Source organism: Campylobacter showae (assembly GCF_004803815.1).
GTDB lineage: Bacteria > Campylobacterota > Campylobacteria > Campylobacterales > Campylobacteraceae > Campylobacter_A > Campylobacter_A showae.
In genome coordinates this window covers 1,721,944-1,734,958 of sequence record NZ_CP012544.1, presented here as the reverse complement: position 1 = coordinate 1,734,958, position 13,015 = coordinate 1,721,944, and the positions used below count along the sequence as shown (strand labels likewise).

Genomic DNA, 13,015 nt, shown 5'->3' with positions numbered 1-13,015 from the left:
TCTAAATTTTACCCCAATTTTAGCGCAATTTCGGTGAGTTAGTCACAAAATAAATCAATGCTTAAAATATTTTGTAGCTAAATTTTATCACCGCGCTTTTACATAAAAGAAAATATAATTAAGAAAAGCCAAATTTAACCAAGGAGCGCGTATGTCGGGAGACGAGCTAAAAGATACGCTAAAGCAGCGGTTTACCTCTAAATTCACGCTTAGTGCGCAGGATGAGGCGGCTGTGCTAAAGAGTGCGATGCTAAAAAGCTTTAAAAAGGGTGAAAGGATATACCCAAAAGATGGCTGCCTTGGCTACGCGATCATCATAAGCGGGCGTGCGCGCGGGCTGGTTAGCACGAGTAATTTTAAAGAGATCACCGTCTTTAACCTTCAAGACGGCGATAGCTGTATGCTGTGCGGCTTTTGTTCGCTAGGAGCGCTACAAGCGGAGATAAATTTACAAATCGAAGAGGACGTGCGGATGATTTTGATACCAAGAGAGATATTTAAGAGGCTACGCGAAAACTATCCGCAGGTGGCAAATCACGCGCTAGAGCTTATGGCGACGAGGTTTAGCTCGGCGATAACGGCGATGGATCAGACGCTGTTTTTGCCTCTAGCTCGGAGAATAATAAATTTCCTCGAGCAAAACGGCGCGAAAAACGGGCTAAAGATCACGCACGAACAGATCGCAAACGACATCGCTAGCGCGAGAGAGGCGGTATCAAGAGCACTAAAAGAGATGCAGAAAAAGGGGCTCGTCGAGCTAAAACGCGGAGTCGTGACGTTAAGGTGACTTTGTTACATATTTAAATTTTAAAATGCGCTATGATTTGACAATAACTTCTAAAAGGAGCTTTTATGCAAAGCATCGACAGAAGAGGCGTCTTGAAAATTTTAGGCGCGGCGGGGCTAGCGGCGGCGGGAGTCGCAGGGGCTAGCAAGCTAAATGCGGGAGAAAATGCGGACATCCGCGCAAATATCCTAATAATCGGCGGCGGTCTAGGCGGCATCAGCCTAGCGGCGAAACTACGACGAGATATGCCAAACGCCGAACTAACGGTCCTTGATAAGGACGAGTACTTCTACTATCAGCCCGGCTTTACGCTCATCGCAGCCGGTCACTATCTGCCCGAAGACATAACCTACGAAAAATCAAATTTGATCCCAGACGGCGTAAAATGGATAAAGCAAAATGCCGCATCCATCGATCCAGGGGCAAATTCCGCCAAGCTAGAGGACGGGTCAAATTTGAACTACGACTACCTCGTGATAGCTAGCGGAGCGGAGTATGAGTTTGAGAGCGTAAAAGGACTTAGCGCCGACGATATCGGTAGCGACAACGTGACTTCTATCTACACGATCCCTGGCGCCGTTGCTATGTCCGGCATAATGAAAAAAGTCGGCAAAGAAGGTGGCAAGATAGTCTTTAGCGACAACAAAACACCGATGAAGTGTTCGGGCGCAAATAAAAAAGTAACGCTGCTAACCGAAGATATGGCGCGAAATTTGGGCAACAGAGACAAGCTTGATATCTCGATATACTCGGGCGCGCGGACGATATTTTCCGCTCCGGTTTATGCTAAAATGATAGAAGGGATGCTGGAGGAGCGAGACGTGAAGTATTTTACCTCGCATCAGCTGGTTGAGGTGGATAAAAGTGCCAATATAGCGGTATTTGAGCACGCTATGCCGTACCGCGAAAACGGCGAAAATAAACTCGCTAAAGAGCTAGTCGAAGTAAAATTTGACTACCTACACCTAGTGCCTCGCATGAAGGCTTCTAAAATCTACGCCGATGCAGGGCTAAGCGTAGAAAAGGGCGATGTGGCAGGCAACTGGATTAGCCTCACGCGCGAGACGCTGCAACACTCGAAATTTAAAAATATATTTGCTATCGGCGACGTTTGCGGATTTCCCGCCGGTAAAACAGGAGCTAGTATACGCAAGATGTATCCAGTGCTGGCGCAAAATCTCGCCGACGTTATAAAAGGACGCGAACCGAGTGCAAAATACGGCGGCTACACCGCGTGCCCGCTGCTAACGAAATTTGGCAAGGCAGTGATGGTGGAGTTTAACTGGACGGGCAAGCCCGAGCCTACGATAGCATGCATGGGCGCGACTCGCGAGAGCTACCTAAACTGGGCGATGAAGCTATATATGATGAAGCCGATGGTCATGCAAGGCATGATAAGAGGTCTAGCATAAAGGAGAGAAAATGCAAAACGTCGGGATTTTAGATAAAACTATCCGCCTAGTAATCGCTGCGGTTTGGATATACGCATTTGGGTTCGTCTGCGAGTGCTGGCTGTGGCTGGTCGGACTCGTGCCGCTACTGACGGCTGTTTACGGTTATTGTCCTCTTTATAAATTTTTTGGTATAAATACGTGTAAAAAATGCAAAAACAAAGAAAGGAAAACGCAATGCTAAGTAAAAAAACTAGGATAATAAGAGCGCTGATCGGGCTAGCGATAATGATCGCTGGAGCGGTGTTTGACAGCTGGTGGGGGCTGGTCGGGCTCGTGCCGTTTGTCGTGGGCGTTACGGGATTTTGCCCGGCTTGCTACTTTTTAAACCGCTGTTCGCTAAAGCGCTAAATTTAGCCGAATTTACTCGCGCGGGTTAAATTTGACCTCCAAATTTTACCCCGTGCCCCGTTTTTATATAAATGCAAATTTGAGCTTTATAAACCAATCTCTTTACGGCGCAAATTTAGCCGTCCGAACTTTCAAATTTAACTCCCGCTTACTCATTTTTAACGCGATATGCATCAAATTTAAGCTAAAATACGCCAAATTTTTAAAAGGATAAACGTGAACGATTTTAAAAGATTAAACGAGCTAGTAGCGGCCGGTAAAGATGAGCTAAACGCGATGTATAGGCAGCTGGATAATCCTAGCGATGTCGTGCAAAATATGCTAAAAATCGCGGGTTTTAAGGGGCAAAAGAGCGAAAAAGTCGCAGTTTTGCGCCGCATAGTCGATCTAAAGGTTGAGCCGCTAGAAAACGAGCTAAAAAAACAAAGGCGCGAGGAAGCCGAGATAGGGCGCATAAAAGATGAAGCTTTTGAGCTCGTGCGCGAGTTTTACGAGGCGCGCTTCGAAAAGCTGTTGGCGCGGGTAAAAGAGGAGAAAATTTTAGACGATTTCTACTCGGCGCTACTTAGCGGCATGCACGGCGCGGGACTAGCGATGAACGCGTGGCAAAGCGCGTGGGATAGGCAAATCCTGCAAACGACGAATAAAGAATTCGAAGCTAAATTTGCAAGCATGGCAGAGGCGATCAAATTTATCGACGAAAACCGCCTATATCAAACGGACGGCGGGCAAAAGGGCGAGCGAAGCTACGGCGCAGTTATGAAAAACGGTGAAAAATACTCCTTTGCGCCGTATGCAGCGGCTTTTGAAAAAGAAGTAAAACGCGTGGCAGACGCGCTAGAGGAGCTAATCAAAAATCTAAAATCGCTAGCCGCAAACGACGAGCAAAGAGCCTACGTAACGTACTTTGAAAAGCTAAAGGCGGCGTTTTGCGAGCGAGAAAATGACAAAGCGATCCCCGCGTGGCAGGACGCCGAGCGCGCATGGATGGAGGTAAAGGGCCCGCTGCAGCCCGGCCATCCGCTCGAGTACTACGAGGATGCCTACACGCATGCCGTCGCGCTCGAGTGGGACGTGAGGCTAGCGGGTGCGAGCGACTTTGACGAGGCGAAATTTAAAGCTAGCGTCATCCGCGCCTACGAGCAAATTTGCGAGCAGTGCGGTATCAAGGACGCCCAGCTCGCGCGCCAAGTCACGCAAAACGTCGCTAGAACGCAAACCTACATCAGCGTGCCGATGATCTACTACGGAGCCGAGCTAAACGGACTTTTCTCCGCGCAGGTCGTGCCAAACGACGAGACCGTGAGCAAGGAGCGGGGCAAAAAGATATTCGCCTTCGTCGAGCACGTTTACGAGAGCGCCAAGGCACGGCCGTTTATGAAGCTTAGCGGGGAGATTTTTTCGCGTGAGTTTTTGGATTACGGACGCGAAATTTTGTTTAAAAAGCCGCAAATTTGGAAGAAAACCTACGAAATCTCCACGATCGGCCACGAGTTTGGACATATACTTTTCGTCGGCACCGACACGGAAAAGACGATGAACGCGGACGGCGAGTTTAAATTTATCGAGGAGTACAAGGCGACTACGGGCGGGCTGATAAATTTCTTTATCGGCAGCGACGCGAGCTATGAGATGAGCGTGTTTCACGAGCTGATCGCCCGCGCGGTCGGACTCATCGCGTGGCGCGAGGTCGATGAGGTGCGCGCGTACTACTGCGAGGGGCTCATACACCTGAGCTTGCTGTTTGACTCTGGTGTGCTTAGCTTTGAGGACGGCGCTTTGGTCGTCAAATTTGACCGCGAGCATTACGCTAAATTTAAAGAAATCTGCCTCGCAAACTACAAAAATTTGGCGCTTCACTACGCAAGGCGCGCTCCTGCGGGCGAGTTTTTGGCGAGATTTTGCGACAAAGAGGGCAAAAGCTACCTGCCTAAACACGCGCAGGCAAGGGCCTTTGTAGAGCATTACTACGCCCGCTACAAGGCTATCGGAAACGAGCTTGACGAGAGCGGCGAATGGGAAAAGTGGCAAGCGGGAAAGAAATAGGGTCGCCCCCTTAGCGTCAAATTTGACATTAGCTCGCGGCTGATTGGGCTGTAAATTTGCCTTTTTGAGCGGCCGAGACCCGTACCTTTTGGGCGCTAAATTTGGGTTATAAAGACGCGGGTTTTTCGAGTCAAATTTAACCCCAGCTTGACGCAAAATAAGCCAAATGCGGCGGATTGTCGCTAAATTTGCAAAATTAAATAAAAATAGAAAGGATAAAAATGGAAAAAACTTTAGAAGGCATGGGCGAGCCGCGCATGAAGCAAGTCGCCTTGCCAAAAGACACCAACTCTGCGGGAAACATTTTTGGCGGCTGGATACTAAGCCAGATCGACCTTGCGGGCGCTCAGGCTGCGCGCGAAGTGGCTCCCGAGCGCGTCGTGACGATCTCAATGCAAGAGATTATATTTAAACAGCCCGTTTTCGTCGGCGACGTCGTGAGCTGCTACGCCAAGATAACGGAAGTGGGCAACACTTCGATCAAAACCAAGATCGAAGTTACGGCGCAGCGGCTAAATACGGCGGGCTTTCGCGAGTGCATACACGTGACATCCGCGATCGCGACCTACGTGAGCGTGACAAAAGACGGCGCGAAAAAACCGATCGATCTGGAGCTAAAAAAGGCGCACGGGTTTTGATCCGCTCGGCTTAAGGGCTTGGAGTAAGCTGGCTCGCTAGGCTCTTTAATGCGTCAAATTTGACTCGGTTTTGCGGACGGCTAGCAAACGAGTCAAATTTGACTAAATTTACGCGGCTTGCTCGCGAAATAAAATTTTGTTTTGCCGAGTCGGCGGTCAAATTTGGCTCGCCAAAACCCACACTAAATTTACCGCACTCCAAAATAATTCAAAATAAATTTAACGCCAAAACTCTCGCGCTATCAAATTTAAGCTTACAAATTTAACCGCACTATGCTCGTTTGACGCCTCACAAACGGATCAAATTTGATTAAGCATGGAAGTAGAATTTTAAGTTACATTAATACAATAACTAATTCTAATCTTAATAAAATCTCTCAATACGCCTTTATAAGTAACTAAAATGATACGCCAGAAGGTACGATTCTGCGGCTATTTCGGCTTTGTTTACAGATATAAAATATAAATTAAATCTTAAATTTAGAAACTGATTTACGACATTAAGAGAATTTATTATCTTTTAAGGACAAATATGCGAATATTTCATATCTAATAAATGTGCAAATTTTGCACATCGGAAAAGGAGAAAAAATGGCAAAGACCGGTAAAGTCATATGCCCGTATTGCGGCACGGGCTGTCAGGTCGAGCTTCACGTCGAAAACAACGTGATAAGAAGCGCGCTTGGAGTGCAGGATAACCCCGTAAATCAGGGCAATCTGTGCTTAAAGGGCTTTTACGGCTGGGACTACGTGGGGGCGCCCGACAGACTAACAAAACCGCTAATTCGCAAAAAAGACGGCGTATTTAGCAAGGACGGAGATTTTGAAGAGGCTAGCTGGGACGAAGCGCTCGATCTAGTCGTCTCAAAGATGAAAGAAGTAAAGGAAAAATACGGCCCCGACGCGCTAGTAGGCAACTACTCGGCTCGCTGTACGTTAGAGGACAACTACGTCGCGCAAAAGATAATGCGCGCCGTAATCGGTACGAATAACGTCGATCACTGCGCTAGAATTTGACACGCTCCGACTGTGGCAGGTCTTGCCAAAACAATCGGTAACGGAGCGGCGACAAACAGCTTCACGGAGATTGGACCTTATAGTAATTGTATCTTGATGATCGGCTCAAACCCCGAAAACGGCCACCCGATCGCGGCGATGCACATACAGCGCGCGCTAAACCGCGGCGCTAAGCTCATCGTGGTAGACCCGATAAAAACGGAATTTGCCAGCCGAGCGGATGTGCATTTACAGCTAGCGCCCGAGCATAACATTGCGGTTATAAACTCGCTGATTTACGTTATTTTTGAGGAAAATTTGGTTAACTGGGACTTCGTAAACGAATGCACCAAAGGCGTGGAATACGTACGCGAAGCGGTTAAGGACTATTCGCCTGAAGCTATCGCTAGCTACACCAACCTAAATCCCGAGGACGTGAGAAAAGCGGCCCGCATGTACGCGACTATCAGACCTGCCGTCATCACGCACGGTATGGGCGTTACGCACTTTAACCACGGCGTGGGCGCGGTTTGCGATATCTCAAATTTATTCCTTTTAACGGGAAATATCTGCGAGCTAGGAAGCGGCGACTTGCCGATACGCGGTCAAGAAAACGTCCAAGGCTGCTGCGATATGGGCGTGTTGCCGAATATTTTTCCAAATTTAGGCTCGGTAACTGATCCTAAACAGCGCGAGTGGTTTGAGCAGGTTTGGCATCTAGAGCCAGGCTTCCTAAACGGTAAAATCGGCATCCATAAAACCGAAGTGCCAAACGCCATCCTTGACGGTAGAGTGCACTTTTTCTGGACGATGGGCGAAAACCCGGTTATGACCGATCCAAACACCAACCACTTCCTAAAAGCGATCTCTAAAGTAGATATGTACGTGGTTCAGGATATATTTTTAACCGAAACGTCGCGTAAAGCCGACGTCGTGCTACCCGGCGTGGCAAGTAGCGAAAAAGAAGGCCTCTATGCCAACGCAGAGCGCCGCGTACAGCACAACGAGCACGTCATCACGCCTCCGGGAGACGCCAGACAAGATTGGTGGATCATCTGCGAGATCGCGCGAAGGCTCGGAGCGACGGAAGGGTTTAACTTTAACTCGCCCGAAGAAATTTGGGAAGAGGTCCGTAAGTGCGACCCTAGAAGATACGGCGGCATGAGCTACTACCGCATCAAAAAGTATCATGGATTACACTGGCCGTGCCCGGATGAAAATAGCATGGGCGGACAGAGCCTATATCTAGATAAAAAATTCTTTACGCCTGACGGCAAAGGTAAATTTATCCCTTGCTTGCACGTAAAGAGCGTAGCGGATATCGAGCCTGCTAAAGCCGAGTTTGCTAAACGCGTAAATTTACCGCCCGAATACGAAGTGATGGCCGGTAGCGTGGATGAGCCGACCGACGCCGAGTACCCGATACAGCTACTAACTACGCGTAAAGTCTATCAGTACGCCGGCGGAGTCATGACTAGACGCTCAAAAGCTATCGAAGAGGGCGGCGACAGCATCGGACCGATCGCAGAGATGAACCCTGCGCTGGCCCAGCGCTACGGTATAAAGCAAGGAGACTTCATCAAAGCGTGGAGTAGATACGGCTACATAGTCATCAAAGCAGACGTCACTGGTATCGTCCCGGACGGCGTCATCCAGATGACCTATCACTACTGGGAGAGCTGCTGCAACGAGCTAACGAGCAACGGCTGGGACTTCATCAGTAAGACCCCGACCTTTAAGGCTGCCATCCAGATCCAAAGGATAGAGGAGGAGGAGTTTTTGCGTATTCGCGAGCTAAAACGCATCAAATTCCAAACCAACAAGGTCATCTACGACGACTATCACCACGAGTGATTTTTGGCCCCGCTTGCTAAACCGCGGGCGGGGCTTTTTAAATTTGCCTTTCAAATTTAGCTCCTTTCTTAAAATTTAAAAATATATCTTATTTTAATATGCTTTTCTGTAATATTCCACAAATTTTAATATGCAATTTTGTAATATTATAAATTTACATTTCACAAGGAGCAAAAGATGAAAAAATTTCTCACGACGTTGCTTTTAAGCGCTATCGTCGCGCTAGGAGCCGAGGTCAAAACTATCACCGATATGACCGGCAACGAGGTCAAAATCCCGGCCAAAACGCAAAAGATAGCCGCGCTCTGGCACGCAAACAACCAAGTGATTTTGGTGCTGGGCGGCGCGGATAAGATCGTAACTACGACCGATCTCATCAAGAAAAATAAGTGGTTTGCCGCGATTTACCCTCGCATAGCAGAGGTGCCGGCCGCGCTAAACGGCAACGATATCCAGATCGAGGAGCTCGTTAAACTAGCCCCGGACGTAGTCGTCGTGTCAAATAAAAACTTCCAAGAAAATCTTACTAAAAACGGCTTTAGCGCGGCGAATTTGATATTTCGCGACTACGACGATATGAAAAAAAGCGTGCTGCTAACGGCCCAGATCATCGGCGGCGACGCGGCTAGCAAAGCAAAAGAGCTAAACGAAAATCTAGATGCCAATATCGCGCTAGTTACCGAGCGCACGAACAAGCTAAAGGACGCCGCGCGCCCTAAAGTGCTACACATCGTAGGCGGCGCGAATCTGCTAAAAATCGACGGCACTAAAACAATCATCGACACGTGGGTGAGATACGCAGGCGGTAAAAACGCGGTGCAAAAAGAGGGCAGCATGATAGAAATCACGGCCGAAGAGATCGTGGCGGCAGACCCTGATATCATCATCGTAGGCGGCGCGGACAATCAAAAAGCGGTTGAGAAAATTTACGCTGATCCCGTATTTGCAGGGCTAAAAGCGGTCAAAAACAAAAAAGTCTACGGCAACCCAAAAGGCGTGTTTAGCTGGGATAGATACGGCGCGGAGTCTGCGCTGCAAATTTTATGGGCGGCTAAGACCATCCAGCCAGAGCTCTTTAAAGACGTCGACGTAAAAGCCAAAACTAAGGCGTTTTATAAGAAATTTATGAACTATAACCTTAGCGACGCGGAGTTTGACTACATCCTAAAAGGACTAAATCCGGACGGTAGCAAATAATCAAATTTGAGCGATTTTGCCGGTAAACGGGCAAAATCAAAAGGAAGCAAAGATGAAAAAAAGGACGCTTACATTAAGTGCGGCGGCTTGCCTTTGCGCGGCGTTTAGCGCGCAGGCGGCGGATCTGAAATTTAACCCCGATAAATTTGAAACTCGCTCTATAAAAGCGGGCGAAAAAGAGGTCAAATTTAGAGCCTACGAGGGGATAGTTTACGTAGCAAATCCCGTGGATAGCGAGTATCAGAGGTTAAATTTTTACGTTCCGTCGCGGTATTTTGAAGGCAGCAAAAGCGAGACAGGAAAATTTGACGCGGCAAGCGCTCCGATCTTTTTGCCAAACTCTATCGGTGGGTATATGCCGGGCAAGCCTTTTACGCCGGCGCTTGATAAAAACGGTAAGCCAAACGCGGTGCTAGCGGCTCTTGAGCGCGGTTACGTAGTCGCAGCGCCTGGAGCTAGAGGCAGGACGCTCAAGGACGCAAACGGTAAATTTAGCGGCAAAGCGCCCGCCGCCATCGTCGATCTAAAGGCCGCCGTGCGGTATCTCAAATTTAACGACGCCGCGATGGCCGGCGACGCGAACAAAATCATATCAAACGGCACGAGCGCGGGCGGAGCGATGTCGGCGCTGCTTGGCGTCTCGGCGGACGCGAGCGAGTTTGAGCCGTATCTGGCAGCACTCGGAGCCGCAAAGGCTAGCGACGAGATCTACGCCGTCTCCGCCTACTGCCCGGTTACGAACCTAGAAAACGCCGACGCAGCCTACGAGTGGATGTTTGGCGCTCAGACGAAATACGAGAAAATGGACTTTAGCGCGTTTGATGCGGCTGGGTTTAACGACCGAAGCGGCAAGCCAAAAACCGTCTCAGGCGAACTAAACGCAGAGCAAAAAGAGCTCTCCGCAGCGCTAAAATCGGCCTTCCCCGCCTACGTAAATTCCCTAAATTTAAAGGACGCCAAAGGCCGCGCGCTCATGCTTGAGCCTAGCGGCGAGGGAAGCTTTAAAGAGTACGTCAAAAAGATGCTAGCAGACTCTTTCGCGGCTGCGAAAAGTCGGGAGAAAAGCCTGCTAAAGCCCGAGTTTTTCACGCTTGAAACGCAGGGCTGCACGCTCGGCTATGATTTTAAATTTGAAGACTTTGTTCTATCTATGCCGCGAGCTAAGGCTGCGCCCGCATTTGACGGACTAGAGCTACAAAATCCCGAAAACGACTTTTTCGGCGATGCGGACGCGGCGGCGAAGCACTTTACCGAATTTAGCGCAAAACGCGGCACGGGCGAGAGTGCAGACGCTAAAATCATAAAAATGGTAAACGCGATGAGCTATCTGGGTAATAAAAACGCGGCCAAATTTTACCGTATCAGACACGGCGCGGCCGACTCCGATACGGCTTTAGCGGTGCCGCTTATCTTGACGCTGGGGCTACAAAATGCGGGCAAAGCGGTTGATTTTGCGGTGCCTTGGGGGCAAGGTCACGGTGGCGACTACGATCTGGACGAGCTTTTTAGATGGGTAGATCGCGTCGTAAAATAGCCGAAATTTGGCGCAGCTGAAGCTTGCGCTCAAATTTGACATGAGTGGCTGAAATTTACAAAATTAAATTTGATAGCGCGGTAACGCGTTGCTTGGCTTAAATTTGACGCTAGCGACTAAATCGTAAAAGTAAAAGCAGCGGGTAAATTTGACCCAAACACCTTAAATTCGGCGCTTGGTGCGTATTATCTAGGCCGCAAACAAAACCGCCTTTTCGCTCGCTGCTTTGCGTGGCGATCGCAAACTAAGAAACAAAAACTTCGCTCGCCAAATTAGCAACAAGGAAAATTTAGCCCTTTTTCGAGCGATTTTTCACGCGGCGCTGCCGCGGACGTAGATTTTATTTTAGGAGAAAGATGAAAAATATTAGTTTTAAATTTACGCTGATTTTGCTAGCCGTGCTGACCGTAATTTGCGGCGTAGTCGCGCTTGGAGTCGGCAGGTTTTACGTGGCGCCGGGCGACGTGCTTAGCGTGATCGGCGGCTTTTTTGGAGTACCGACGGACGCCGCGGCAAATATCCAAAACGTCGTCGAAAACATCCGCATACCGCGCATCATCGCAGCTATCCTCGTCGGAGCCGCGCTTAGCATTAGCGGAGCGGCGTATCAGGGCGTCTTTCGCAACCAACTAGTTAGCCCCGATCTGCTGGGCGTTTCGGCGGGCGCTTGCGTGGGAGCCGCAGTTGCGATCATGTTTGATTTATCGCTTTTTTGGGTGCAGGCGTTAGCCTTTGTTAGCGGGCTCGCAGCCGTGGGCATGACGCTATCCATACCGCGTCTGATGGGGCGCTCTAGCACGCTGATGTTGGTGCTCTCGGGTATCATCGTTAGCGGTCTGATGGCTTCTGTTATCGGCTTTTTAAAATACGTCGCCGACCCCGAGACCAAGCTGCCCGACATCGTTTACTGGCAGCTAGGCAGTCTAGCCAAGATCGACGCCGGCAATCTTAAATTTATCGCCCCCGTGATGATAGCCTGCGCGGTGCTACTCGTGGCTATGAGCTGGAGGATAAACCTGCTATCTCTAGGCGACGAGAGTGCGGCTAGACTAGGCGTAAACGTAACGCTCGAGCGCGGCGTCATCATCGTTTGCGCGACGCTGCTAACGGCATGCAGCGTGTGCGTGAGCGGTATCGTGGCGTGGGTAGGGCTACTGATGCCCCACCTGGCGCGCATGCTAGTTGGCGCGAACAACGCCCGCAGCCTGCCTGCTAGTATATTTATGGGCGCTATATTTTTGCTATTTGTAGACACTCTAGCGCGCACGATCAGCGTGAGCGAGGTGCCTCTGGGCGTACTTACGGGCTTTATCGGCACGATATTTTTCGTCTGGGTACTCTGGCGAAACAAAAAGGTCGCGTGATGCTTGAGGTTAAAAATCTAAATTTCGCCTACCCAAACGGCGCGGGTAGGCTAGAAAACGTAAATTTACGCGTCGGCAAAGGCGAGATACTAACGATACTGGGTCGAAACGGCGCGGGCAAATCGACCATGCTAAGCCTAATCAGCGGCACGCAGGCGCCGCACTCGGGCGAAGTTTGGCTGGGCGGTAAAAATAGCGCCCAGCTTAGCAACAAAGAGCGCGCCAAAATCATGGCCTACGTCGCCCAGAGCGAGATCTGCGAGTACGACTACACGGGGCTTGAGTTTATCACGATGGGGCGAGCGGCGCATCTGGGTATCTTCGCGCGGCCTAGCGAGGAGGATACGGCGATAGCGAAGGAATTTACCGCAAAGCTTGAAATCACGCATCTTGAGGATAAATTTATCACTCAGATGAGTGGCGGGCAAAAGCAGATGTGTTCGATCGCGCGCGCGATGGCTGCAAAGCCCGAGATCATAGTGTTTGACGAGCCGACCTCGGCGCTGGACTTTGGCAATCAGTATAAATTCCTGCGCACCGTTAAGCAGCTAAAAGAGCAAGGCTACACCATCGTGCTAACGACTCACAATCCCGATTTTGCCGTGCTTTTGGGTGGCTACGTGGCGTTAGTTAAAGGCGGGGGCGAGGTGGCTTTCGGCACGGTGGACGAGATAATAGAAAGCGAGCATCTAAGCAAGCTTTACGGGCTAAATTTGAGCGTAGAGTATATCGAGCAAGTAGCTAGAAAGTGCTGCCTGACGCATCCGCTGTGAGTTGCGGCGCGCGAGAAGCGGCGT

Annotated in this window: 11 protein-coding genes; all 11 read left to right on the top strand. The window is 49.7% G+C overall.

Features of this window, described 5'->3' with window-relative positions:
* Window positions 1-151 precede the first annotated feature (151 nt).
* The 11 genes from CSHOW_RS08555 to CSHOW_RS08500 all read left to right on the top strand — a co-directional run bounded on the left by CSHOW_RS08555 (window position 152) and on the right by CSHOW_RS08500 (window position 12,991).
* A complete protein-coding gene (locus CSHOW_RS08555; RefSeq protein WP_002949190.1) occupies window positions 152-787 on the top strand; it encodes a Crp/Fnr family transcriptional regulator in 636 nt (211 codons plus the stop codon).
* Window positions 788-852: 65 nt separating this feature from the next.
* Complete coding sequence (locus tag CSHOW_RS08550; RefSeq protein WP_002949191.1) at window positions 853-2,199, top strand: NAD(P)/FAD-dependent oxidoreductase; 1,347 nt, start codon at window positions 853-855, stop codon at window positions 2,197-2,199.
* Between the two features lie 10 nt (window positions 2,200-2,209).
* Complete coding sequence (locus tag CSHOW_RS08545) at window positions 2,210-2,422, top strand: YgaP family membrane protein (protein WP_002949192.1); 213 nt, start codon at window positions 2,210-2,212, stop codon at window positions 2,420-2,422.
* Window positions 2,416-2,589: a YgaP family membrane protein gene (locus CSHOW_RS08540; protein WP_002949193.1), complete on the top strand. Its 174-nt coding sequence runs from the start codon at window positions 2,416-2,418 to the stop codon at window positions 2,587-2,589. The genes CSHOW_RS08545 and CSHOW_RS08540 overlap by 7 nt, the downstream gene beginning before the upstream one ends.
* Before the next feature lie 216 nt (window positions 2,590-2,805).
* On the top strand, window positions 2,806-4,635 hold the full coding sequence (gene ciaB / locus CSHOW_RS08535) for an invasion protein CiaB (RefSeq protein ID WP_002949195.1): 1,830 nt from the start codon (window positions 2,806-2,808) through the stop codon (window positions 4,633-4,635).
* 221 nt (window positions 4,636-4,856) lie between these two features.
* On the top strand, window positions 4,857-5,273 hold the full coding sequence (locus tag CSHOW_RS08530) for an acyl-CoA thioesterase (protein WP_002949196.1): 417 nt from the start codon (window positions 4,857-4,859) through the stop codon (window positions 5,271-5,273).
* Between the two features lie 591 nt (window positions 5,274-5,864).
* Complete coding sequence (locus tag CSHOW_RS08520) at window positions 5,865-8,123, top strand: molybdopterin oxidoreductase family protein (RefSeq protein ID WP_236844697.1); 2,259 nt, start codon at window positions 5,865-5,867, stop codon at window positions 8,121-8,123.
* 177 nt (window positions 8,124-8,300) lie between these two features.
* Window positions 8,301-9,320: an ABC transporter substrate-binding protein gene (locus CSHOW_RS08515; protein WP_002949200.1), complete on the top strand. Its 1,020-nt coding sequence runs from the start codon at window positions 8,301-8,303 to the stop codon at window positions 9,318-9,320.
* A 52-nt stretch (window positions 9,321-9,372) separates the two neighbouring features.
* Window positions 9,373-10,854, top strand: a complete 1,482-nt coding sequence (locus tag CSHOW_RS08510; RefSeq protein WP_039895363.1) for a subtype B tannase — start codon at window positions 9,373-9,375, stop codon at window positions 10,852-10,854.
* Window positions 10,855-11,210: 356 nt separating this feature from the next.
* Window positions 11,211-12,218 carry a FecCD family ABC transporter permease gene (locus CSHOW_RS08505; protein WP_002949202.1) on the top strand — a complete coding sequence of 336 codons (1,008 nt, stop codon included), beginning with the start codon at window positions 11,211-11,213 and terminating at the stop codon, window positions 12,216-12,218.
* Window positions 12,218-12,991: an ABC transporter ATP-binding protein gene (locus CSHOW_RS08500; protein WP_002949203.1), complete on the top strand. Its 774-nt coding sequence runs from the start codon at window positions 12,218-12,220 to the stop codon at window positions 12,989-12,991. The genes CSHOW_RS08505 and CSHOW_RS08500 overlap by 1 nt, the downstream gene beginning before the upstream one ends.
* Window positions 12,992-13,015 lie beyond the last annotated feature (24 nt).